Source organism: Reyranella sp. (assembly GCF_004297265.1).
Classification (GTDB): domain Bacteria; phylum Pseudomonadota; class Alphaproteobacteria; order Reyranellales; family Reyranellaceae; genus Reyranella.
This window is the reverse complement of sequence record NZ_SCUT01000024.1, coordinates 145,546-168,456: the sequence shown is the minus strand read 5'-3', so window position 1 is coordinate 168,456 and position 22,911 is coordinate 145,546. Positions and strand designations below refer to the sequence as shown.

The window sequence follows — 22,911 nt, the reverse complement described above, 5'->3', positions numbered from 1 at the left end:
TCCGAATGACTAGCACAGGCCGTGCCTTGCTGCGCTATGATGGCATTCAAATCCCCCACTTTTCGAAGCGGAATCCCCATGAACGCGCCTCTTGCCGCCGACAATCTCGATTTGATGAAATTCGGCGTCGGCCAGCCCGTGCCGCGCCAGGAAGACCCGACCCTGCTGCAGGGCCAGGGCCGTTATACCGACGACATCAACCTGCCCGGCCAGGCCTACGCCGTGATGGTCCGCAGCCAGGTGGCGCACGGGCTCCTGAAGGGCATCGATTCCGAGGAAGCCCGCGCCATGCCGGGCGTGCTGGGAATCTGGACCGGCGCCGACCTCAACGCTGCAGGGTACGGCGCGCTGAAGACGGTGATGATGGTGCCGAACCGCGACGGCTCGCAGATGAAGACGCCGACGCGCTATTCGCTGGCCACCGACAAGGTCCGCTTCGTCGGCGACCCGGTGGCCTTCGTCGTCGCCGAGACCCAGGCGCAGGCCCGCGATGCGGCGGAAGCGGTCGTGCTCGACATCGAAGCGCTCCCCGCGGTGACCGAGGCGCGCGAGGCCGCCCAGCCCGGCGCGCCGATCGTGTTCGACGACGTGCCGGACAATGTCTGCGCCGACTTCCAGTTCGGCGACAGCGCCAAGGTCGCCGAGGCCTTCGCCAAGGCCGCGCACGTGACGAAGCTGCATATCGTCAGCAACCGCATCGTCGTCTGCGCCATGGAGCCGCGCACGGCGATCGGCCACTACGACAAGGAGACCGACCGCTCGACACTCTATGCTGGCTGCCAGGGCGTGTTCGGCCTCAAGAACCAGATGGCGGCCCTGCTCGGCATCAAGCCCGCGCAGATGCGCGTGGTCACCGGCAACGTCGGCGGCTCGTTCGGCATGAAGGGCTCGCCCTATCCCGAATATGCCGGCCTCTTCCATGCCTCCAAGATCCTCGGCCGTCCGGTGAAATGGACTGATGATCGCTCCGGCAGCTTCCTCAGCGACCAGCATGGCCGCGACCACGATTTCGACGCCGAACTGGCCCTCGACAAGGACGGCACCTTCCTCGCCGTGCGCCTCAAGGGGTACGCCAATCTCGGTGCCTATCTCTCCAACGTCGGCGCGGCCATGGGCGCGCTGGGCGTCTCGCGCAATCTCGCGGCGGTCTACCGCACGCCATTGATCGAGGTGCAGACCAAGGTTGCCTTCACCCACACCTCGCCGATCGGCGCCTATCGCGGCGCCGGCCGGCCCGAGGCCAACTATTTCATGGAGCGCCTGATCACGACCGCGGCCCGCGAAATGGGCCTCGACCAGATGGAGATGCGCCGGCGCAACCACATCAAGCCCGAGGAGATGCCCTACAAGACGGCATCGGGCACGGTCTACGACAGCGGCGAGTTCACCGTCCTGCTCGACAAGGCGCTGGAACTGGCCGACGTTTCAGGCTTCGCCGCCCGCAAGGAAGAAAGCAGGAAGCGCGGCAAGCTGCGCGGCCTCGGCATCGGCGATTATCTCGAAGTCACGGCGCCCCCGATGAACGAGATGGGCGGCCTTCGTTTCGAGGAGAATGGCGACGTCACGATCATCACCGGCACGCTCGACTACGGCCAGGGCCACTGGTCGGCCTTCGCCCAGGTGCTGACGTCCAAACTCGGCATTCCGTTCCATCGGATCAAGCTGAAGCAGGGCGACAGCGACCTGCTGATCGCCGGCGGCGGCACCGGCGGCTCCAAGTCGATCATGGCCTCGGGCGCGGCGATCATGGAGGCCTCCGACAAGGTGATCGAGAAGGGCAAGGAGATTGCGGGCGTGGCGCTCGAAGCCTCGGCCGCCGACATCGAGTTCAAGCTCGGCCGCTTCGAGATCGTCGGCACCGACCGCGGTATGGGCATCATGGAGCTGGCCGCCAGGCTGCGCAGCGGCATGAAGCTGCCCGAGGGCGTACCCACGACGCTCGACGTCAGCCACGTCCACGAGGCGGCACCGTCGGCCTATCCGAATGGCACCCATGTGGCGGAGGTCGAGATTGACCCCGACACCGGCCATGTCGAGGTCGTGAAGTACACGATGGTCGGCGACTTCGGCACGGTCATCAATCCGCTACTGGTCGAGGGCCAGAGCCATGGCGGTGTCGTACAGGGCATCAGCCAGGCGATCTTCGAGCGCGTCGTCTACAGTGAAGAAGGCCAGCCGCTGACCGGCAGCTTCACCGACTATGCGATCCCACGGGCGGGCGACGCGCCATCGTTCAAGATCGACTACCACTCGGTGCCGGCCAAGACGAACGTCCTGGGCGCCAAGGGCTGCGGCGAGGCCGGCTGCGCGGGCTCGCTGCCGTCGGTGATGAATGCCATCTCCGACGCGCTGGGCGGCAAGCACATCAACATGCCGGCCACGCCCGAACGGGTATGGGAAGCTCTCAACTCCTGAGTGCTGACCATCGATAATGCCGGCTCGAGCATCGGCGCATCGATCCGGCCATCAGGATGCGGTTTTGGATGGGAGGATCTCGACGAACGGATCGCTCGACTATGTTGCCGGCCTCGAATCCGTCGTGGCCCGATCGGTCTCGTTCGCCGAATTTTCCGTTGGCTGGGCTGCTGGTTTGCTGGAATCGCTCCCATTGTCACCATCGAACTGGCGCTTCTGCCGCGTGCGCGCCCAGGACCAGACATCTTCGCTGAAGACCGCCGCCACGAAGCACGCGACGAAGATGGCGTAGGCGTTGGGTGAGGCATCGCCACGCGTTAGGATCGCCGTACCGCCCTTGGCCAGCAGGAACACCAGGATCGCGGCGCCAACGCCACGCACCAGAGCGGGCAAGATGAAGCCAACGGCTGGAAGTTCGTTGCCCGGCGTGCCGGCAAACTCCTTGATGAAGCTCGCGGCGAGTGCCCCGAAGAAGCCGAAGCCGAGCAACCCCACGATCAGGGCCAGCTCCTGGCTCTCCGTTCGGAGAAGCCAAGCCGCCGCGGTGCCAAAGTGACCGAGCGTCTCCACCGGGCCGCTACGGTCCAGAATGTATTCCTTCGTGTATGGCCTGATGTCATCGTAGCAGGTGGCGCGCCGACTCTGGTTCCTAAAGGCGCCATCCACCTCATTCAGGGCATTTCTGACGGTGTTTGGCTCGAGCTTGATGACAAGCAGATCGCTATGGACTTGCCGCAGGCTTTGCAGATCTTGGCGCAGGACGGCGAAGCATCCCTCGAGACGTTCGCGGTAGGTGGCAAGCCAGAGCTGAAAGGAATTCGTCAACATGGTCGCATGTCGGCTGGTCGCTATTCCTCCGACACGACCTTCGTTACTGGCCTGAAAGTGACCTTCGAGATGCTTGGCAAATTCCGCAGCTTCCTTCTGCAGAGCAAGCGCCGAAGCTAGTCGACCGCGCGACTCTTCCCACGCACCAAGCTGGACAAGCCAAGCGGACTTGGCAAACCCCCTCAGGGCTATGTCGACGTCATCGATGTTCGGCAGCGCCTTCTTCGCCGCATCGAGCTCGTCGATGGAATACTTGGTATCGGCAGCGGCAATCGCTTCCTTCAGTTGAGCAGCAAGGCGGCTGCGATAAGACGAGGTATCCTCGACCCTTTCACCGAAGATGGGGATCGCGATGATGGCCACGATCGAAAGATACAACGCGAGGAGAAACGAAGCGCCCAGAGCGAGCACTGTGCGAGAGCCGCTTCGAAGCACTCCGTTGCCCGCCAGATCCTGCCTCGCCGCCACTGCAACCGTCATCCCGATGGCGAACGCCAACACGGCAGATGCAATACCGGGTGGAATCTCGAATTCCCGGATGGGATTGCCGATGGCGGTCGTCCAGAGCTGATAACCGGCGACGTTTGCCGCCTCGGCACAATTGTAGTTCGCGCGAATACAGGATTCATGCACCTGATTGACTAAATTCGCGAACCTCCGTGGCGTCTCCGAGAGCAGCGCCTGCCCGAAGCGCAATGACCATCGCCAAAGGTAGAGGAATGGCGCGGGCTCAAACGCGGCCGTCCAGACCAAGACCAGCATCAAGGGAATCACCCCGATCTGGGTGGCCAGATCGCGACCCAATCTCCAAACCAGCCGCAACGGAAGAAAGAACAGCTTTACGCCAAGCCACAGCACGGCCAGCACGATCAAGAGGGCGGCCCCAACGAAAATCACGTCAACCGGAATGCTGATGGAGCCGACGGAGATTTCGCCCACTGAAGCCTCCAATCCCGCGGGCATGCGGAAGCCCGCCTCCCAAAACGTTAAGCGGGGCCGAACACCAGATCAAGCCTGGGTTGAGTATCTTCATCTCGTGACAGCCGGTGCGTCGCCATCGACGATGCGGGTCACGGGCGCGGCAGTGGGCGGCGCCGAACGGCCACGAGGGTCACGCGTCCTCCGGCCCTGCGGGTTGTGAGCGCGGCAATCGCGGTCAGGTTGGAGGAGCGGCCTGGATCGGCTATGAGCTGGCCCGATGAAGCAAAAGCGGTTCTGGTTCTGGGGCGTGTTCACGGCCCTGCTCGTGGCGATCACGGTGGCCGGCCTCGAGGTCCTCAGCTCGTTCGTCGTGCCTCCGTGGCCGGCGCGCGATTTGCGGCCCATCGAGGTGTCCAATGCCGCCGTCGCGAGCACGCTCAGCGGCGCGCAGGCGGTCCCGACGTACAACAGCTGGGGCCTGCGCGACCGGGAGCATCCGCCGCAGAAGCCGGCCGGAATTTCCCGCACCGTCCTGGTCGGCGACAGTTTCCTGGAAGGCGCCTTCGTCGAGAAATCGGTCGGCGCGCGGCTCGAGGAGATCTGGCAGGCGGAGGGCCATCGCAATTGGGAGGTGATGAGCCTCGGCATCTCGGCAACGGGACCGCCGCAGTACTACTATCGCATCCGCAACATCGCCCTGTCGCTGCAGCCCGATGCGCTCGTGCTGATGTTCTACGCCGGCAACGATTTCGTATCGGATGCCCTGTCGCCGTGGCGTATCCCGCCCCCCATCGCCGAGCGTCCACAGCCGTCGTGGCTCGGGGCGGTTGCGCCGCGCCTCACGTGGCTGCTGGTCAACCGGCTCGGACTGTCGGAGTTCGGCCGCGCGAACAAGGCTGCGACCGATGAGGTACGGGAGATCACGAAGATGCCGCGCGACCAGCGGCTCGACGCCATGGTCCGGCTCGTCAAGACCCATTACTACCCGGAGAAAGACGAGAAGGTGATTCGCGAAATCCTGTCTCGCGGCGGCGACGGATTCTGGGACCGGTTCGAGCCGCGCGACCGCGACGAGGAATATCTCCAGGCCTGGTGGCTCGCCAGCATGGTCGACTGGGAGACTGCCACCTGGACGGTGCCGGTGACGCCGGCCGAGATCGAGCAATCGCTGAACAAGGAACAGGTCGCCTCGACCCTGACCTGGCTGCTCGGCGCCCGCGACCTCGCACGCGAACGCGGGATCAAGTTCCTTGTCGCCCTGGCGCCGGTGGGCCTGGTGGATCCGGGCTATGCCGAATTCTGGCGTCCGTGGCCGCGCTACATGAGCTACCCGCGCCAGAACGAGGCCAAGCACCGCCTGTTGCGTCGCGAGTTGGAGGCCCAGGGCGTGACGGTCGTCGACCTGACGGACGACCTCAAGGGCGTGACGGGAACCTATCGCGTCTCCGATGGCCACTGGACCGAGTTGGGCACCGAGATCGCCGCCAAGCGTCTCGCGGCAGCGCTCGGGAAAATGCAGGAGGCTCGCTAGAGCCTCCCAACGAGGCCCTATGCCTCGACAGGCTGAAGTCGCTGCGCTAACCCGGCGCGTGACTTCCGCGATATCTCCCGACGTCGCCATCCTGGGCTACGGCCCGGTTGGCGCGCTGCTGGCAAACCTGCTGGGCCAGTCCGGGCTGTCGGTCGCCGTGCATGAGCGCGACACGGCTATCCATGCGCTGCCGCGCGCGGTGCATTTCGACGGCGAGGTGATGCGGATCTTCCAGTCGGTCGGCCTGGCGGAGAAGATCGCCGCGATGACGCGGGCCTCGTCGAAGGGCATGCATTTCGTCAATGCCGACGGCCAGACCTTGATGGTTCGGCGCGGCATCGACGGACCTGGGCCGCACGGCTGGGCGGGCAACTGGTATTTTCACCAACCGGAGCTCGAAGAAATCCTGCGCGCCGGCGTCGCGCGCTTCCCGAACGTGACAGTCCATCTCGGTCGCGAGATCGCCGACGTGGGCGAGCTCGACGCCCGCTACATCGTCGGATGCGACGGCGCGCGCTCGCTGGTGCGCCGCGCGATCGGCAGCCGGCAGGGCGACCTCGGCCTGCACCAGCCTTGGCTGGTGGTCGACCTGCTGTGCAATCCCGACTCGCCGCGGGTGAAGGCGCTACCCGACCATACCGTCCAGCTCTGCGATCCGGCGAGGCCGATGACGGTCGTGCATGTCGGCGGCGCGCGGCACCGCTGGGAGATCATGCTGATGCCCGGCGACGATCCGGAGCGACTCGCCGCCCCGGACATATTCTGGCCGATGATGGCGCGCTGGGTCGGGCCCGACGACGCGCGGATCGAGCGCGCCGCCGTCTACACCTTCCATTCGGTCGTGCAGGAGGGCTGGCGCCGGGGAAAGCTGCTGCTGGCGGGGGATGCCTGTCACCAGACGCCGCCCTTCCTCGGCCAGGGCATGTGCGCGGGGATGCGCGACGCCAGCAACCTCGCCTGGAAGCTCGCCAGCGTGCTGGGCGAGGGCGCGCCCGAGTCGCTGCTCGACACCTACGAGAGCGAGCGCCTGCCGCATGTCCGCGCCTTCATCGAGCTCGCGGTGAAGCTCGGCGCCGTGCTGCAGGAGACCGATCCCGCCGCCGCCGCGGCGCGTGACGCGCGCTTCGCCACCGGTGCGCAGTTGTTCGACTTTCCGCAGCCGCAACTCGGGCCGGGCTGCCGCACTGACGCACCGCCGCCTGTCGGCACGATCTTCCCGCAGCCGCGCCTCGCCGACGGACGGCTGATGGACGAGGTCATCGGCCAGCGCTTCGCAATCGTGGGCGATGCCGAGATGCTCGCGGGCCTTGAAACCTCAGCCGCCCTGCTGCCGGGCGTTGCTGCCGACTGGCTGGCCCGTCATGGTTCGCGCGCTGCGATTCTGCGCCCGGATCGCTACGTCTTCGCTCTCGCCGACGACCGCGCGACACTGGAAACGCACCATCGATCCGCCCTGAACTGGCGAGGCTGACCGTCCATGCGGGAGGCTCGCTGGAGCCTCCCGCCCCGAACGTCAGGCCGGCGTGAACATCGGCAGCGGCGGGCCGCCGTCGGTCGGCTTGAAGACCACCGTCACCGCCTGATCGCACTTCAGCTTGTCGAAGTCGCAATCGACGATGTTGGTCAGCATGCGCGGACCTTCGGCCAGGGTGACGTAGCCGATTGCGTAGGGCACCGGCGCGCGGCGCATCACGCTGTACGAATAGATCGTGCCCTTGCCCGACGCCTCGACCCATTCGGTCTTGTCACTGAAGCAGAACGGGCAGATCGTGCGAGGATAGTGGTGCGCCTGGCCGCAGCTCGTGCACTTGCGCACCAGAAGCTTGCCTTTGCCCGCGGCATCCCAATAGGCCTGCGTTTCTTCGCTGATGGCGGGAGGCGGCAGCTTGCGCTCCTTGGTCTCCGACATGGTCTACTCCCTCTCCAGAATGACGGTCGCGCTGCCGTGGCGCAGCCCGAGCGAGCCGCCCGTACCGTGCGCGATGGCCAGATCGCAGTTCTTCACCTGCACCTTCGGGTGCGCCTCGCCGCGCAGCTGACGCACGGCCTCCAGCACCTTCGTGAGGCCGCCGCGGTTGGCGGGATGGTTGTTGCACAGGCCGCCGCCGTCGGTGTTGAACGGCAGCTTGCCGATGCCCGAGATCAGGTTGCCGTCGGCCACGAAGGCACCGCCCTTGCCCTTCTCGCAGAAGCCGAGATCCTCGAGCTGCATCAGCACGGTGATGGTGAAGCTGTCGTAGATCGAGGCGTACTTCATGTCGGAGGGCTTCACGCCCGCCTCGGCGAAGGCCGCCGGGCCGGTAAAGCGCGCGCCGGAGTAGGTGAGATCGACCTTGCCGCCCATCTGCGTCTTGATGAACTCCGAGGCGCCCAGCAGCTTGACCTTCGGCCGTTTCAGCGTCGCCGCAATCTCCGGCGCCACGACGACGATGGCGCCGCCGCCGTCGGTGATGACGCAGCAGTCCAGCCTGTGCAGCGGATCGGAGATCATCGGCGAGTTCACCACTTCCTCGACCGTGACCACGTCCTTCAGCAGGGCATGCGGATTGTATTGTGCGTGATGCGAAGCAGCGACCTTGATCCACGCGAGCTGCTCGGAGGTCGTGCCGAACTCGTACATGTGACGCATCGCGCAGTTGGCGTACATGTTCACGACCGTCGGGCCGTAGGGGAATTCGAACGGATCGTCGGGCGTCGGCGTCCCGCCGCGGCTGCGCGGCACCGTACCGGTCGCCATGCCTTCGGCGCGCGGCCGGCCAGCCAGGGTGATCAGGGCCACCTTGCACTTGCCCGCGGCGATCGCCTCGGCGGCGTGGCCGACATGGAGCACGTAGGACGAGCCGCCGGTATCGGTCGAATCGACGTGACGGACCTTGAGGCCCATATATTCGACCATGGACATCGGGCCGAGGCCCGGCGCATCGCCGGCGCAGAAGTAGCCGTCAACATCGTCCTTGGTGAGACCCGCATCCTCCAGCGCGCCCTTGGCGCACTGTGCATGGATCTGGGCCAGCGAGATATCCTTCGCGAGCCGCGTTGGATGCTCGTAGATTCCAGCGATATAGGCCTTGCCCTTGATGCTCATCGGCGAGCCATCCCCCTAGGTCATTGTGCAGCGCACATGGTGGGGGATCGGGGCCTCACAGGAAAGTGCGCACTTTCGCAGCGAAGAACGATGCTAGGCTCTGCGAAACGATTGGGGAGCGACGCCGCATGATCTTCCGTCTTCTTTCCGTCATCGCCGCAGCCGGCCTGGCCTTCGCCGGCGCGGCACAGGCCCAGGGCAAGGCAGAGCTGCTGTGGTACAGTCAGGCCGCTTTCAAGCTCACGACCCAGAGCGGCAAGGTCATCATGATCGACCCCTGGATCATGGGCGCCACCAAGATCCCGCCGGAGCTGAAGGACCTCGACAAGATCGGCAAGGTCGACCTGATCCTGGTGACGCACGGCCATGGCGACCATCTGGGCGACGCGATGGAGATCGCCAAGAAGAACAATGTGCCGATCTGGGCGCCGGCCGGCCTCAACCAGACCCTCGCGACGCTCGGCCTGATGCCCGCCAACCTCGTGCCGCGCATGAGCAAGGGCGGCACGATCGAGCCCTTCCCTGGCGTCAAGATCACCATGGTCCATGCCGATCACTCCTCGGAGATGATCCTCAAGGACCCGGCGACCGGCAAGGACACGAGCTACGCCGCCGGCGAGCCCTGCGGCTTCATCATCGAGCTGGAGAACGGCTTCAAGATCTATCACATGGGCGATACCGGCATGTTCGGCGACATGAAGCTGATCGGCGAATACTACAAGCCCGACCTGCTGCTGGTCCCGATCGGCGGTCATTACGTGATGGATCCGAAGGCGGCAGCCTACGCCACCAAGGAGCTGATCAAGCCCAAAATGGCCTGGCCCATGCACTACGCCAGCAACCCGTTCCTGCGGGGCACGCCCGCGGAATACAAGGCGGCTCTGGGCCAGTCGTCGATCGAAGTGATCGATGCCGAGCCGGGTACGAAGAAGACGTTCTAGTCGGCCCGTTCGAGGACGACTTCCCACACGGCCTTGGGGTGATCGTATCGGTCGATCACCTTCTCCTCGATGGCGATCGTGCGCCAGCCGGGGGTGAACAGCCTTTCGACGGCTTCGCGATCGAAGAAGCGCTTGGGCGCGCCGTCGACGAGATAGAAATCGTTTTCGATCTCCGGATGACCACTTGCGCCGAAATGGTGGTCGTTCGTCGAGTTGAGCCGGCACAGCAGCATGCCGTCAGAACGCAACGCCGCGCGCACACGATCGACCAGGGTGCGGGTCTCCGGCCAGTGGAAGTAATGCAGCGACAGGCTGGCGACGACGACGCCGACAGGACTGACGAGCGGAAACGGCGCGCGGATGTCCTGGCAATGGATCTCCGCCGACGGCACACGCTCACGGGCACGGCTGGCGGCGTCGGGCGATAGCTCCACGCCGATCACGCGATGGCCGGCCTCGACCAGCGTGGCGGTATCGCGTCCACAACCGCAGCCGAGTTCCAGCACCGGCTGCCCACCGACCCGCTCAGCGAGCAGCGGCAACCAGCGCGCCAACCATTGGTCGGCCGCCAAGCGTCAGTCGCCCGCCACGTCGCGCGCACCGGGCGTGCGGGCGCGGAATTCCTCGGGGGCCTCGCGGCCGGCATCCGTGAAGGCCTTCTTAACGGCCGCCACGTTGGGACCGAAGATGCCCTTGCGGTTGTCCTTGGCCCACTGGTTCGAGTTGACGATCGTGTCGAGCGAACCCTGGAAGCGCGGCATCACGTAGCGCGCGAACAGCTCGTAGGAGCGCAGGGTCTGTTCGCGCGTCGCCCACTCGTGGGCGCGGAACAGGACGCCGCCGAAGCCGCCATTGGAGAAGCCGAGCAGCCGCTCGATCCCCTTGGCGACCGTGTCGGGGCTGCCGACCAGGGTCGTGCCCATCTTCACGCCCTCGCGAAGCGGATCGTCCGCCCGCCCCGGCGGGCGGCCCAGCGTATCCTCGAAATAGGTCACGGTCTCGCGCCGCTCGCCGGCATGGACCTCGCGCAGCGCCTGCTCGTCGTCTTCCGTGACATGGCAGTTCACCACGACGCGCCACTTGCTGCGGTCCGCCGTCTTGCCGTGTTTGGCCGCCGTCTCCTCGTAGATGCCCCACTGCTTTCCGAGCATCTCCGGCCCGCCCGGAATGCCTGCGCCGATCGACAGGACTCCGAGCCCGTGCTTGCCGGCCGCGATCATGCCCGAGGGGGTGATGGTGCTGGCGCAGGCGATCGGGAAGTGCGGATAGCTGTAGGGCGCAAGATGCAGCCGCGCCTCCTTCAGCTCGAACCAGTCGGTCTTCATCGTGACCGGCTCCTCGCATGCGAGCAGGCGCATGATCGCCTCGAGCGCCTCCTCCATGCGCGGCCGCTGGGTCGAGGGATCGATGCCCATCATGTAGGCGTCGGACGGCAGCGCGCCGGGACCGCAACCCAGCATCGTGCGGCCGCGCGACATATGGTCGAGCTGCACGAAGCGGTTCGCGACCATCAACGGGTGGTGATAGGGCAGGCTGGTCACGCCCGAGCCGAGGCGGATGTAGCGTGTACGCTCGATGGCGGCGCCGATGAACACTTCCGGTGACGCGATGGTCTCCCAACCGGCCGAGTGATGCTCGCCGATCCAGGCTTCGTCGTAGCCCAGCTCGTCGATCCACTCGATCAGCTCCATGTCGCGCGCCATCGCGAGCGTCGGGTTCTCGCCCACGCGATGGAACGGCGCCAGGAAGATGCCGAACGTAAGTCCCTTGTGATTACCGGTCTGTGCCATGGAAGTCCTCCGTCGCGCGCGACGGTAGCATGCGCGCGGCGTTGACCGCAGCACCGGCTTGCGCAGATCATCCCGCGATGACCGAGGCCCCTTCCCTTCCACTGGCACGCTTCAAGATCGTCGAGGTCAACGACGCAAAAGTGCCGCTCTGCCTGCGTCTTGCGACGTCGCTTGCGGCGAAGATCGCGGCCGATCTCGGCGCCGACGTGCTCAAGATCGAGCCGCCCGGCGGCGATCCGATGCGCCGCGCGCCGCCCCTGCTGCCGCAGGGCGAAAGCGCGCTGTTCCAATTCCTCAACACGTCGAAGCGCTCGTTGGTGCTCGATCTTTCGAGCGAAGCCGGCCGCGCTGCACTCGCTGCCGTGATCGACGGAGCCGATGCCGTACTGTTCGAGGAACCGGCTTCCGTCGCGTCGGTATTGCGCGCGGGCAAGGCCGCGCCGATCGAGATCGCGGCGTTCCCGATCGAAATGGATGCGACGCAACGGCCGGTCAGCGAACTGGCGATCCAGGCGCTGGGCGGGCTGATGCATATGGTCGGCGAGCCCGCGCGCAAGCCGTTGAAGCTCGGCGGCCATCAGGCCTCCTATCCGGCAGGCCTCACAGCCTTCACCAGCCTCATGGCGGCTCTCGCCGCCCGCGACGTGGGACGCCGGGCGCCTTCTGTGCGGGTGTCGCTGGCCGAAGTCATGCAGTGGGTGAACTGGAAGGCCGCCTCCGGCGCCGCCGCCTCGGGCGTCTCGCCCGGCCGCGAGGGAAAGAACTCGGAGTTCCAGGTGCTGCCCTGCCGCGACGGGCATGTCGCGGTTGTCTATACCGTCACCCAGTGGCCGGCGACGCGCGCCCTGGTCGGCGATCCCCGGCTCGACGATCCGAAATTCAGCCCACGGGCCGGTCGACGAAAGAACATCGCCGAACTCTATGCAGCGCTCGCGCCGTGGTTCGCCGACAAGACGCGCGACGAGATCCAGAAGACGGCGCAGGCCAGGGGCGTGCCCTTCGGCCCGATCTTCTCGCCGGCCGAGTTGCTGCAGACTGAGCAATACGTGGCGCGTGGTTTCCTCGCCGACATGATGCATCGAACGGAAGGCAAGCTGCGCCTGCCGCAGCTGCCCGTGCAATGGAACGGCCGCTCCTTCGCACCGCGGCCTGCACCTGCTCTTCCACCTCCACATTCAAATGGGGAGGTGCCCTCGTCTCACGAGGGCGGAGGGGTCATGCGCGACCTCTCAAAGCCCATGACCCCTCCGTCGCGGATGACCGCGACACCTCCCCATTTGAATGGGGAGGAGAATGGACGACCCCTTGCCGGCATCCGTGTGCTCGACTTCGGACTGCTGACCGCCGGGGCGAACACGTCGGCGATGCTGGCCGATCTCGGCGCCGACGTGATCAAGATCGAGTCCGGCGCCTATCTCGATCCGTTTCGCGTCGTCGGCAAGATCGACAACGACGACGGCTGGTGGAACCGCTCGCCGCAGTTCCGCTTCACCAACCGCAACAAGCGCGGGCTGGCGCTGAACCTGAAGGATCCCGAGGGCCAACGCGTCATCCGCGAACTCGCCGCGCACTGCGACGTCGTGGTCGAGAATTTCCGCCGCGGCGTGCTCGACCGCGCTGGCCTCGGCTACAAGGATCTGAGCGCCATCAACCCTCGCCTGGTGTTCGCCGCGATCTCCAGCCAGGGCGATACAGGGCCCGAGCGCATGAATGTGTCCTTTGGCAGCACGCTCGATGCCACCTCGGGCATCGCCTCGCTCACCGGCTACGAGGGCGAGGAGCCGCGCATCTCCGGCATGGACGTGAACTATCCCGACCAGATCGTGTCGCTGTTCGCCACCGGCATCGTGATCGCCGCGGTCATCGAAGCGCGCCGCAGCGGCAAGGGTGCCTTCCTCGATTTCTCCCAGCGCGAGGTCGCGTCGTTTACGCTCGGTGAGGAGATTCTCGCCGCCTCGGCCGATCCCAACCATCGGCTGGCACCACGCGGCAATACCGAAGCGGGCGTGGCGCAGCAGGACTCCTATCGATGTGCGGACGGCAAATGGCTGGCCGTGACCCTCGACACGCCCGATCCGTCGATGGCCACCTTCTGCGCCGGCCAGGACCGTGAGACTGCATTGAAGTCGCTGCTGGCCAAAGGCATTGCTGCAGCGCCCTGCCTCGACGGCAACGACCTGCTGCGCGACACCGCGCTGCAGGGCGTGACCCTACTCCGCGACGAGAAGGGCGGCCTCGTGAAGGGCCTGCCCTACCGCCTCGACGGCAAGGGTCTCGCCATCGAGCGGCCCGCGCCCGATCTCGGCCAGCACACCGACGAAGTGCTGCGCGAATTGCTGGGCTACGACGATGCCCGCCTGAAGCAGTTGAACGACAGCGGCGTGACATCCACCACGCCCACCATCGGAGAGGTTTGATCCATGCCGCGCGCCGAAGTGCACAAGTTGATGGAGCGCATGGCGATCCCCGCCATCGCCGCTCCTATGTTCCTGGTTTCCAATCCCGCGCTGACGCTCGCCTGCTGCGGCGAAGGGCTGATGGGCAGCTTCCCCGCGCATGGCACGCGCAGCCGTGAGGAATTCCAGGCCTGGCTCGACGAGATGGTCGAGGGGATGAAGCGCCTGGAGGATGCCGGTAAGAAGCCCGCGCCGTGGGCCGTGAACCTCGTCGTCCATGCCTCGAACCCGCGCTACCAGGGCGATCTCGAACTGGTCGAGAAGTACAAGGTGCCGGTAGTGCTCACTTCAAAGGGCGCCCCGGGCGAGGCCATCAAGCGCATCCATGGCTGGGGTGCCGTCGCCTTGCACGACATCGCCAACCGGCGCCATGCCGAGAAGGCGCTGGAAGCCGGCGTCGACGGCGTGATCGCGGTGGCTGGCGGCGCCGGCGGGCACACCGGCACGATCAATCCCTTCGCGCTGATGAACGAGGTGCGACAGTTGGGCGACAGTTTCGCCGTGGTGCTGGCCGGCGGCCAGACCACGGGCCGCGACGTGCTGGCGGCCGAGGCGATGGGCGCCGACCTCGCCTATATCGGCACGCGCTTCATCGCGACCCAGGAATCGATGGCGGCACAGCCGCACAAGGACATGATCCTGGGCACGCGCGCAACCGACGTCTTCCTCACCGCCTCGGTCGACGGCGCGCCGGCCAACTGGCTGACGCCCAGCCTGTTGGCGGCCGGCATCGATCTCGACGTGCTGCGCACGACCCTGCCGGGCAAGATCGTCGGCGCCCAGGAGAACAAGAAGCGCTGGAAGGACATCTACACGGCCGGTCACGGCGTCGGGAACATCGAGGACGTTCCGACCGCCGCCGATCTCGTGCGGCGCCTGATCGCCCAGTATCGCGAGGCGAAGTCTCAAATGGCGCGTCAGCTCGCGGGCAGCGCCGCGGCGTAGACGGTGGGCGCCCCCCTGCTCTAGGTTTCAAGTCCAGAGTTTTGAGGGGGATCGCGTGAAGACAAAGGCAGCCGTCTGTTTCGAGGCCGGCAAGAACCTCGAAATCGAAACCGTCGATCTCGAAGGGCCGAAGTTCGGCGAGGTCCTGGTCGAGATCAAGGCGTCCGGCGTCTGCCACACCGACGAGTTCACGCGCTCCGGCGGCGATCCCGAAGGCCTTTTCCCGGTGATCTTCGGCCATGAGGGCGCGGGCGTGGTCGTCGATGTCGGGCCGGGCATCGTGTCGCTGAAGAAGGGCGATCACGTGATCCCGCTCTACACGCCGGAATGCCGCCAGTGCAAATCGTGCGTGTCGGGCAAGACCAACCTCTGTACGTCGATCCGCGCCACCCAGGGACAGGGCGTGATGCCCGACGGCACCTCGCGCTTCTCGATCAAGGGCCAGAAGATCCATCACTATATGGGCTGCTCGACCTTCTCGAACTACACGGTGCTGCCCGAGATCGCGCTGGCGAAAATTCGTCCCGACGCGCCATTCGACAAGGTCTGCTACATCGGCTGCGGCGTCACGACGGGCATCGGCGCGGTGATCAACACCGCCAAAGTCGAGGCCGGCGCCAATGTCGTGGTGTTCGGCCTGGGCGGCATCGGCCTCAACGTGCTGCAGGGTGCGCGCATGGTCGGCGCCAACATGATCATCGGCGTCGATCTCAACCCGGCGCGCGAGGCGCTCGGCCGCAAGTTCGGCATGACGCACTTCGTCAACCCCAAGGACCTCGGCGACAAGGACCTCGTCGCGCATCTCGTAGAGCTGACGGACGGCGGCGCGGATTACAGTTTCGAATGCGTGGGCAGCACCAAGCTGATGCGCCAGGCGCTGGAATGCTGCCATCGCGGCTGGGGCAAGTCGGTCATCATCGGCGTCGCTGGCGCCGGGCAGGAGATCGCCACGCGCCCGTTCCAGCTCGTCACCGGCCGCACCTGGATGGGCACCGCCTTCGGCGGTGCCAAGGGCCGCCGCGACGTGCCGAAGATCGTCGACTGGTACATGGACGGCAAGATCGACATCGATTCTCTCATCACCCACACGATGCCGGTCGAGAGGATCAACGACGCGTTCGACCTGATGCACAAGGGCGAGTCGATTCGCAGCGTCGTCACGTTCTAGCGCAGGAGGGAAAATTGGCCGTCAGAGCCATCGGAAACGCCACGATCGAGAAGGTCGAGGAGATCTGCGGTCCGGGCTTCAAACCCGCCCGCATGTTCCCGAAGTTCGACCAGGAAGCCTTCGATGCGCAGAAGGGCTGGATGGTGCCCGATCATGTCGAAGCCGGTAGCGACCGGCTGATCGGATCGGTCCATACCTGGGTCGTGAAGACCGGCCGGCACACGATCCTGATCGATACTTGCCTCGGCAATCACAAGGACCGGCACAATCCCGGCTGGAACAAGCTCAACACGCCATTCCTCGAACGGCTGGAGGCCTGCGGCTGCCATCCCGATTCGGTCGACTTCGTGATGTGTACCCACCTGCATGTCGACCATGTCGGCTGGAACACCAAGCTCGAGAATGGCCGCTGGGTGCCGACCTTCAAGAACGCCAGGTACCTGTTCGCCAAGCGCGAGTACGCGCATTGGGAGACTGAACACAAGACCAAGGGACTCGAGACCAACGGCGGCTCGTTCGACGATTCGGTCCTGCCGGTCGTCGAGGCCGGCAAGGCGGTGATGATCGAGAGCGATCACCAGCCCGACCCGCTGCTCACCATCACGGACTACCCCGGCCACACGCCGGGCTCGATCGCGATCAACCTGAAGGACCAGGGCAAGCAGGCCTGCTTCTCGGGCGACATCATGCACCACCCGATCCAGGTCTATCATCCCGACTGGTCGAGCCAGTTCTGCTGGGATCAAGAAATCTCGGCCCGCTCGCGCCGCAAGCTCCTCGAGGATTGCGTCGAGAGCAACGCCCTCCTTTGTCCCGCCCACTTCCCCGGCGCCAATGCGGGCTACATCAAGCCGCAGGGCAACTCCTTCGGGATCGACTGGGATCGTCCATGAAGCTCGAACCGCTGCTTGACGGCCTCTCCTTCGGTGAAGGCCCGCGCTGGCGCGACGACCGGCTCTATTTCTCGGACTTCTACGTCCATCAGGTCCGCACCGTCGACGAGAGCGGCAAGGCCGAGACGATCGTCGAGGTGCCCGGACGCCCGTCGGGCCTGGGCTGGCGGCCGGACGGTACGATGCTGATCGTCAGCATGACCGACCGCCGCCTGATGCGTTTCGCGAACGGCAAGCTCTCGGTCGAGGCCGAGCTGGGCTCGGTCGCGACCGGTCTCTGCAACGACATGGTCGTCGATGCGAAGGGCCGCGCCTATGTCGGCAATTTCGGCTTCGACCGGCACGCCGGCGAGAAGCCGCGCGCCGCGGTGCTGGCGCGGGTCGATCCCGACGGCTCGGTTCACGCGGCGGCGGACGAGTTGATGTTCCCTAACGGCACCGTCATCACCCCCGACGGCAGGACGATGATCATCGGCGAGACTTTCGCCAAACGTCTCACGGCCTTCGACATTGCCGACGACGGCACGCTCTCCAACCGGCGCATCTGGGCGGAGACACCGACCTGCAATCCCGACGGGATCTGCCTCGATACCGAGGGCGGCATCTGGGTCACCGGCGCCTTCACCCATCGCATGGTCCGCGTGCTCGAAGGCGGCAGGGTCACGCACGAACTCGATCTCGGCGAACGCGCGGCCTATGCCTGCATGCTGGGCGGCAAGGGGCGCCGGACCCTCTTCGTCGTGACCAACAGCGGCAGCGGACCGGCGATCGCCGACAAGAAGGACGGCCGCATCGAGACGATGCGCGTCGACGTACCCGGCGCGGGCCTGCCCTAGGAGGAAAGCGTGAAAGGTCCAGAGGACTATGCCGGGCTGGCCGGCAAGGTGGCGATCATCTCCGGCGGCGGCGCCGCCGGCGACGGGATCGGCAACGGACGCGCCGCAGCGATCCTGCTCGCCCGTGCGGGCACCCGCGTGCTGGTGGCCGACCGCGACTTGAGGCTGGCGCAACGCACCGTCGAGATGATCCAGGCGGAGGGCGGGCATGCCGCGGCCCATGCCGGCGACATGACGCAGGAGGCCGAGTGCAAGCGGCTGGTCGATGCCGCGGTCGACCGCTGGGGACGGCTCGACTTCCTCGACAACAATATCGGTATCGGCAGCCGCGGCTCGGTGGTCGACGAGAAGCCCGAAGAGTTTCGTCGCGTGATGCAGGTCAACGTAGAGACGATGTTCCTGCTCTCCAAGCACGCGATTCCGGCCATGATCAAGACCGCCAAGGGCGGCTCGATCGTGAACATCTCGTCGATCTCGGCGCTGCGGCCGCGCGGCCTCACCACCTACACGACCTCCAAGGCCGCCGTGATCGGCCTCACCCAGGCGATGGCGGTCGATCATGGCCGTGACGGCATCCGCGTGAATTGCATCTGTCCCGGGCCGGTCTACACGCCGATGGTCTATGCTCGCGGCAACGGCATGAGCGAGGCCGCGCGCGCCCAACGTGCGAAGGCCTCCGTCCTCAAGACCGAGGGCACGGGCTGGGACGTCGGCCACGCCGTGCGCTTCCTGCTGAGCAACCATGCCCGCTACATCACCGGCCAGGTCCTCGTCGTCGACGGTGGCGTCACGCTGCAGGGGCCGGAGCGCGATTCACAGGATCATTGAACAACAAGCCAATAAGGGAGAACAACCAGGATGGCCCGGCTGCCCTATCTCGAGCCCGACCAGGTCGCGCCCGAGTATCGCGACATGCTCAAGCGCAACACCAACCTGCACAAGCTGCTGGTCAACTCGCCCGACATGGCGCGGGCCTTCAGCGGCTTGGGCGGCTACATCCGCTTCAAGAGCAAACTCGATCCCCGCCTGCGCGAGCTCGCCATCCTGCAGGTCGGCTGGCTGGAGAAGTCCGAATACGAATTCACTCATCACGTGAAGATCGGCAAGGAGTTCGGCGTCACCGACGAGGACATCCAGGGGCTGATGGCCGAGACCGAGGGCAAGCCTTCGCAGCTCGAGCCGCTCGCGAAGGCGATCCTCAGGGGCGCGCGCGAGATGGTGAAGGACCTGGGCATGTCCGACGCGACCTTCACCGAGATCAAGAAGGACCTGTCCGACGAGCACATGACGGACCTGGTGCTCACCATCGCCTTCTACTGCGCCGTCGTCCGCGTGCTTGCCACGATGCAGATCGACAACGAGCCGCAGTACAAGGAAGTGCTGAAGCAGTACCCGCTGCCGGGAGTGAAGTGACATGCGCCTGAAAGATCGCGTCGCCATCGTCGTTGGCGCCGGGCAGAGCCCCGGCGAAGGCATGGGCAACGGCCGCGCCACCGCGCTCACCTTTGCACGCGAGGGTGCCAAGGTCCTCTGCGTCGATCACAATCTCGACTCCGCAAAGGAGACGGTCGAGATGATCGGCGTCAACCAGGGCACGGCGGTCGCCTTCAAGGCCGACGTGACCAAGGGCGCCGAGCTCAAGGCGATGGTCGACGAGGCGCACGCCCGCTGGGGCCGGATCGACATCCTGCACAACAATGTCGGCGTGTCGCTCTCGGGCGGCGATGCCGAGCTGCTCGACATCACCGAGGAAGCCTTCGACCGCTGCACCGCGATCAACCTCAAGAGCTGCATATTCGCGGCCAAGTACGTGCTCCCGATCATGCGCGCGCAGCAGGGCGGCGTGATCATCAACATCTCGTCGATGGCGGTGATCACCACCTATCCCTACGTCGCCTACAAGGCGACCAAGGCGGCGATGGTCTCCTTCACCGAGCAGCTCGCCTACCAGAACGCGCAATACGGCATCCGCGCCAACGTCATCCTGCCCGGCCTGATGAACACCCCCATGGCGGTGGACACGCGCGCCCGCACCTTCAAGAAGAGTCGCGCCGAGGTCGAGGCCGAGCGTGATTCAAAGGTGCCGCTGCGCAGGAAGATGGGTACCGGCTGGGACGTCGCCAATGCCGCCCTCTTCCTCGCCTCCGACGAGGCGAGCTTCATCACCGGTGTGACCCTGCCGGTCGATGGCGGCGCCAGCGTCCGGCGTGGCTAGGGCACGATCCTTGCGTCGGTGGGCACCATGAACCGACTTGCCGGCAAGACCGCCCTCATCACCGGTGCCTCCTCGGGCATCGGCCGCGCCATCGCGAAGAAGTTCCAGGCGGAGGGCGCGACCCTCCTCCTGATGGACATCACGGAGGCCGTCGTCGAGGGCGGCGAGCCGACGCACAAGATACTGAACGTGCCCTTCTTCCAGGGCGACGTGTCGAACGAGAAGGACGTCGAGGAAGCGGTGCGCCGGGCGGCCCTGCCGACCGGCCGGCTCGACATCGTGGTCAATGACGCCGCTATCCGCTCGGCCAGGAAGCTCACCGACACGAGCCTCGAGGAATGGAATCGGGTGATGGAGGTGAACGTCACCGGCGTCTTCCTGATGTGCCGGGCTGCCGTGCGCCGGATGCTGACGCAGGAGATCCGCAACGAGGCGCGCGGGCGCATCGTCAACATCTCCTCGCAGCACGGCATGATCTCCTCGCCCGAGGACTTCTCCTACGGCGTTTCCAAATCGGCGGTCGTCTACATCACGCGCCAGATCGCTTCGGACTACGGACGCGACAGCATCATCTGCAACGCCGTGGCGCCGGGGAAAATCCTCACCGGCAAGACGGGGCGCGCGATCGAGCCTCGCTGGATCGACTATTCCCATGCCCGCACGCCGCTGCCGCGCCTCGGCCGCTCCGAAGACGTGGCCAACGCAGCGTTGTTCCTCGCCTCCGACGAGGCGACGTTCATCACCGGCGAGAACCTGATGGTCGACGGCGGCTGGATGGCGAACTGACCGGCAGCAGCCCGCCCAGGACCTGAAGGAAGGCGCGCACGAGACGCGCGTTCTGCCGCTCCTTGAGATGCACGACGTGCGCGTAGGTGTAGATCTCGGCATCTGTAATCGGCAGCGGCTTGATCCGTGGGTCGGGAATGAACTCCGCCTCCGATACCACGCCCATGCCGATCCCCTTGGCGACTGCCTCGCGGATCGATTCGCGACTGCCGATCTCCATCACGACCTTGGGCCGCACATCGGCCTCACGCATCGCCTGGTCGAAGGCACGGCGCGTCGTCGAGCCCGCCTCGCGCACGACCAGCCGCTGTCCCTCCATGTCGCGGGCACGAATGCTGCGCCGCTGAGCGAAGGGGTGATCCATATGGCAGAAGGCGATCACCCTGTGGCGGCGATAGGGAATGGCGACCAGCCGCGGATCAGGATCGACATGGGCCAGCACCGCTACGTCGGTGCGGTAGTCCAGCAGGTCGCGCAACGTGTCGCGTGAATTGCCGACGGTGACCGACACGTAGAGGCCGGGATGGCGTGCGTTGAAGGCCGCCAGCATATCGGTGACGTGATAGGGCCCGACGGCACCGACGCGCAGATGCCCGGTGCGCAGGCCACGTGTCTCGTTGAGATAGTCGGCCGCCTCCTTCTCGTCGGCGAACAGGCGGCGGGTGATGTCCAAGAGGCCCGTGCCGGTCTCGGTGAGTTCGATGCGGCGCCCGCGGCGCACGAACAATTCGACTCCGAACTCGCCCTCCAGTGACTTCACCTGGGTGGTGATGGTGGGCTGGCTCACGCCCAGTTCACGCGCGGCGGCGGTGAAGCTCAGACGCTGCGCCACGGCATGGAAGGAACGGAGCTGTGTGTGCCTCATATTGATTTTCTCAATGCCACTTTGAGAATGTTTGAATTGGATAAATGTGAGTACCGGCCGGAGGATTGTCAAAAGCCGACAAGGCAGAGCCAGTGAGCCATGGGAGTGACGCGCGGATGTGGCGCTACCGTAATCCGGTCGACGTGAAGTTCGGCGCCGGCGTCTTCGAGACGCTGGGCAAGGTGCTGGCCGGCCGGGCCTACTGCCTCGTCACCTACGACGATGCCAATGGCGGCGGCGTCTTCGCCGACCTGACACGGCGCGTGATCGCCCAGGCCGGTGCGCCCGCCGTAGCGGTGAGCAACATCGGCCCCAATCCCGATTTCGTCGGCCTCACCGAATGCTGCCGCACCTACGCGACCGCCGCGCGTCCTGTCGAAGCGATCGTGGCGCTGGGCGGCGGCTCGGTGATGGATGCCGCCAAGGTGCTGGCCGCCGCCAAGGGCGACTTCGAGACGGTCCGCCACCACCTGGTGACCGGCAAGGATGGCGACTCGCTCGGCCGCACGCCGATCATCGCCATTCCGACGACCGCCGGCACCGGCAGCGAAGTCACCTCCTGGGCCACGGTCTGGGACACGATTGCGATGAAGAAGTACTCGCTGGCCCGCGAGACGCTCTACCCCGAAGCGGCCCTCGTCGACCCGTTGCTGACCCTCGGCCTGCCGCGCGCGATCACGATCAGCACCGGCCTCGATGCCCTCAGTCACGCGCTGGAAAGCATCTGGAACGTCAACGCCAACCCGGTTTCGAGCTCGCTGGCAGAGGTCGCCGCGCGAGAAGTGATCGACGCCCTGCCGCTGCTGGCCGACGATCTCAGGAACGAAGCGCTGCGCACGCGGCTGGCGCGCGCCAGCCTGTTCGCGGGCCTCGCCTTCTCGAATACCCGCACCGCGCTCGCACATTCCCTGTCCTATCACCTGACCCTGCACCACGGCGTGCCGCACGGCATCGCCTGCTCGTTCAGCCTGCCCATGGTGATGCGCGCTGTGGCCGGCTGCGACGCCGCCTGCGACGCCTCGCTGCGACGCATCTTCGGCAACGACCTTGGTGCGGGCGCCGTGCGGCTCGAAACGTTCCTGACGACACTCGGCATCTCGCCCGATGCCACCGCGCACGGCATCGCGGCTCGCGACTGGGCGCGGCTCGTCGACGACGCGCTGGCGGGCGATCGCGGTCGCAACTTCATCGGACGACGGGAGGCACTGTTGGCCGAGATGGCCGCTTAGACGTCAA

Annotated in this window: 20 protein-coding genes; 14 read left to right on the top strand and 6 right to left on the bottom strand. The window is 66.0% G+C overall.

All coding sequences use genetic code 11. From position 1 onward, the window contains the following. Nucleotides 1–78: 78 nt before the first annotated feature. The gene (locus EPO41_RS09655) at nucleotides 79–2,415 is read left to right on the top strand and encodes a xanthine dehydrogenase family protein molybdopterin-binding subunit (RefSeq protein ID WP_296323871.1); all 2,337 of its coding nucleotides are present in this window, start codon (nucleotides 79–81) and stop codon (nucleotides 2,413–2,415) included. A 99-nt stretch (nucleotides 2,416–2,514) separates the two neighbouring features. On the opposite strand, the gene EPO41_RS09650 is transcribed toward EPO41_RS09655, so the two are convergent. Then, on the bottom strand, nucleotides 2,515–4,182 hold the full coding sequence (locus EPO41_RS09650) for a hypothetical protein (RefSeq protein ID WP_296323868.1): 1,668 nt from the start codon (nucleotides 4,180–4,182) through the stop codon (nucleotides 2,515–2,517). A 259-nt stretch (nucleotides 4,183–4,441) separates the two neighbouring features. Here EPO41_RS09650 and EPO41_RS09645 point away from each other — a divergent pair, with 259 nt between their 5' ends. Beyond that, nucleotides 4,442–5,695, top strand: coding sequence for an SGNH/GDSL hydrolase family protein (locus tag EPO41_RS09645; RefSeq protein WP_296323864.1), 1,254 nt, complete (start codon nucleotides 4,442–4,444; stop codon nucleotides 5,693–5,695). A 58-nt stretch (nucleotides 5,696–5,753) separates the two neighbouring features. Beyond that, entirely contained in the window at nucleotides 5,754–7,166 is a 1,413-nt protein-coding gene (locus EPO41_RS09640; RefSeq protein ID WP_296323861.1) for a bifunctional 3-(3-hydroxy-phenyl)propionate/3-hydroxycinnamic acid hydroxylase, read from the top strand. A gap of 42 nt (nucleotides 7,167–7,208) precedes the next feature. On the opposite strand, the gene EPO41_RS09635 is transcribed toward EPO41_RS09640, so the two are convergent. Together EPO41_RS09635 and EPO41_RS09630 are read right to left on the bottom strand one after the other, a co-directional pair. Beyond that, nucleotides 7,209–7,604, bottom strand: coding sequence for a Zn-ribbon domain-containing OB-fold protein (locus EPO41_RS09635; RefSeq protein WP_296323860.1), 396 nt, complete (start codon nucleotides 7,602–7,604; stop codon nucleotides 7,209–7,211). Between the two features lie 3 nt (nucleotides 7,605–7,607). Next, the gene (locus EPO41_RS09630) at nucleotides 7,608–8,780 is read right to left on the bottom strand and encodes a thiolase domain-containing protein (protein WP_296323857.1); all 1,173 of its coding nucleotides are present in this window, start codon (nucleotides 8,778–8,780) and stop codon (nucleotides 7,608–7,610) included. Nucleotides 8,781–8,908: 128 nt separating this feature from the next. On the opposite strand from EPO41_RS09630, the gene EPO41_RS09625 reads away from it, so the two are divergent. Continuing rightward, nucleotides 8,909–9,721: a metal-dependent hydrolase gene (locus EPO41_RS09625; RefSeq protein ID WP_296323854.1), complete on the top strand. Its 813-nt coding sequence runs from the start codon at nucleotides 8,909–8,911 to the stop codon at nucleotides 9,719–9,721. Here the strand turns inward: EPO41_RS09625 and EPO41_RS09620 are convergent. Both EPO41_RS09620 and EPO41_RS09615 read right to left on the bottom strand, forming a co-directional pair. Then, nucleotides 9,718–10,293, bottom strand: coding sequence for a class I SAM-dependent methyltransferase (locus tag EPO41_RS09620; protein ID WP_296323851.1), 576 nt, complete (start codon nucleotides 10,291–10,293; stop codon nucleotides 9,718–9,720). The two genes, EPO41_RS09625 and EPO41_RS09620, sit on opposite strands and share 4 nt — an antisense overlap. Nucleotides 10,294–10,296: 3 nt before the next feature. Beyond that, nucleotides 10,297–11,511, bottom strand: a complete 1,215-nt coding sequence (locus tag EPO41_RS09615) for an LLM class flavin-dependent oxidoreductase (protein WP_296323849.1) — start codon at nucleotides 11,509–11,511, stop codon at nucleotides 10,297–10,299. Nucleotides 11,512–11,588: 77 nt separating this feature from the next. Here EPO41_RS09615 and EPO41_RS09610 point away from each other — a divergent pair, with 77 nt between their 5' ends. Genes EPO41_RS09610 through EPO41_RS09570 form a run of 9 tightly spaced genes read left to right on the top strand, consistent with a single transcriptional unit; the run spans nucleotide 11,589 to nucleotide 20,810 of the window. Next, nucleotides 11,589–13,928 (top strand): CoA transferase, encoded by a 2,340-nt coding sequence (locus tag EPO41_RS09610; protein WP_296323846.1) that lies wholly within the window; start codon nucleotides 11,589–11,591, stop codon nucleotides 13,926–13,928. Nucleotides 13,929–13,931: 3 nt separating this feature from the next. After that, nucleotides 13,932–14,912, top strand: a complete 981-nt coding sequence (locus EPO41_RS09605; RefSeq protein ID WP_296323843.1) for a nitronate monooxygenase family protein — start codon at nucleotides 13,932–13,934, stop codon at nucleotides 14,910–14,912. A 55-nt stretch (nucleotides 14,913–14,967) separates the two neighbouring features. Beyond that, entirely contained in the window at nucleotides 14,968–16,080 is a 1,113-nt protein-coding gene (locus tag EPO41_RS09600) for an S-(hydroxymethyl)glutathione dehydrogenase/class III alcohol dehydrogenase (protein WP_296323841.1), read from the top strand. Between the two features lie 14 nt (nucleotides 16,081–16,094). Then, nucleotides 16,095–16,973 carry an MBL fold metallo-hydrolase gene (locus tag EPO41_RS09595; protein ID WP_296323837.1) on the top strand — a complete coding sequence of 293 codons (879 nt, stop codon included), beginning with the start codon at nucleotides 16,095–16,097 and terminating at the stop codon, nucleotides 16,971–16,973. Continuing rightward, nucleotides 16,970–17,809: an SMP-30/gluconolactonase/LRE family protein gene (locus EPO41_RS09590; protein ID WP_296323834.1), complete on the top strand. Its 840-nt coding sequence runs from the start codon at nucleotides 16,970–16,972 to the stop codon at nucleotides 17,807–17,809. Before EPO41_RS09595 ends, EPO41_RS09590 begins: the two co-directional genes overlap by 4 nt. 9 nt (nucleotides 17,810–17,818) lie before the next feature. Continuing rightward, nucleotides 17,819–18,637, top strand: coding sequence for an SDR family oxidoreductase (locus tag EPO41_RS09585; RefSeq protein WP_296323832.1), 819 nt, complete (start codon nucleotides 17,819–17,821; stop codon nucleotides 18,635–18,637). 30 nt (nucleotides 18,638–18,667) lie between these two features. Then, nucleotides 18,668–19,222: a carboxymuconolactone decarboxylase family protein gene (locus tag EPO41_RS09580; RefSeq protein ID WP_296323827.1), complete on the top strand. Its 555-nt coding sequence runs from the start codon at nucleotides 18,668–18,670 to the stop codon at nucleotides 19,220–19,222. A 1-nt stretch (nucleotide 19,223) separates the two neighbouring features. Beyond that, nucleotides 19,224–20,024 (top strand): SDR family oxidoreductase, encoded by an 801-nt coding sequence (locus tag EPO41_RS09575; protein ID WP_296323824.1) that lies wholly within the window; start codon nucleotides 19,224–19,226, stop codon nucleotides 20,022–20,024. 27 nt (nucleotides 20,025–20,051) lie between these two features. After that, complete coding sequence (locus EPO41_RS09570) at nucleotides 20,052–20,810, top strand: SDR family oxidoreductase (protein ID WP_296323822.1); 759 nt, start codon at nucleotides 20,052–20,054, stop codon at nucleotides 20,808–20,810. On the opposite strand, the gene EPO41_RS09565 is transcribed toward EPO41_RS09570, so the two are convergent. Then, on the bottom strand, nucleotides 20,764–21,675 hold the full coding sequence (locus EPO41_RS09565; RefSeq protein ID WP_296323817.1) for a LysR substrate-binding domain-containing protein: 912 nt from the start codon (nucleotides 21,673–21,675) through the stop codon (nucleotides 20,764–20,766). The genes EPO41_RS09570 and EPO41_RS09565 overlap by 47 nt on opposite strands. A 116-nt stretch (nucleotides 21,676–21,791) precedes the next feature. Between EPO41_RS09565 and psrA the strand changes: the two genes are divergently transcribed. Next, complete coding sequence (psrA, locus tag EPO41_RS09560) at nucleotides 21,792–22,904, top strand: iron-containing alcohol dehydrogenase PsrA (RefSeq protein WP_296323815.1); 1,113 nt, start codon at nucleotides 21,792–21,794, stop codon at nucleotides 22,902–22,904. The last annotated feature ends 7 nt before the right edge of the window (nucleotides 22,905–22,911 follow it).

Coding starts and splice junctions, on each gene's coding strand:
- EPO41_RS09575 (WP_296323824.1), top strand. CDS start 19,224: ATGCGCCTGAAAGATCGCGTCGCCATCGTCGTTGGCGCCGGGCAGAGC.
- EPO41_RS09610 (WP_296323846.1), top strand. CDS start 11,589: ATGACCGAGGCCCCTTCCCTTCCACTGGCACGCTTCAAGATCGTCGAG.
- EPO41_RS09630 (WP_296323857.1), bottom strand. CDS start 8,780: ATGAGCATCAAGGGCAAGGCCTATATCGCTGGAATCTACGAGCATCCA.
- psrA (WP_296323815.1), top strand. CDS start 21,792: ATGTGGCGCTACCGTAATCCGGTCGACGTGAAGTTCGGCGCCGGCGTC.
- EPO41_RS09625 (WP_296323854.1), top strand. CDS start 8,909: ATGATCTTCCGTCTTCTTTCCGTCATCGCCGCAGCCGGCCTGGCCTTC.
- EPO41_RS09645 (WP_296323864.1), top strand. CDS start 4,442: ATGAAGCAAAAGCGGTTCTGGTTCTGGGGCGTGTTCACGGCCCTGCTC.
- EPO41_RS09615 (WP_296323849.1), bottom strand. CDS start 11,511: ATGGCACAGACCGGTAATCACAAGGGACTTACGTTCGGCATCTTCCTG.
- EPO41_RS09655 (WP_296323871.1), top strand. CDS start 79: ATGAACGCGCCTCTTGCCGCCGACAATCTCGATTTGATGAAATTCGGC.
- EPO41_RS09590 (WP_296323834.1), top strand. CDS start 16,970: ATGAAGCTCGAACCGCTGCTTGACGGCCTCTCCTTCGGTGAAGGCCCG.
- EPO41_RS09580 (WP_296323827.1), top strand. CDS start 18,668: ATGGCCCGGCTGCCCTATCTCGAGCCCGACCAGGTCGCGCCCGAGTAT.
- EPO41_RS09605 (WP_296323843.1), top strand. CDS start 13,932: ATGCCGCGCGCCGAAGTGCACAAGTTGATGGAGCGCATGGCGATCCCC.
- EPO41_RS09565 (WP_296323817.1), bottom strand. CDS start 21,675: ATGAGGCACACACAGCTCCGTTCCTTCCATGCCGTGGCGCAGCGTCTG.
- EPO41_RS09635 (WP_296323860.1), bottom strand. CDS start 7,604: ATGTCGGAGACCAAGGAGCGCAAGCTGCCGCCTCCCGCCATCAGCGAA.
- EPO41_RS09570 (WP_296323822.1), top strand. CDS start 20,052: ATGAACCGACTTGCCGGCAAGACCGCCCTCATCACCGGTGCCTCCTCG.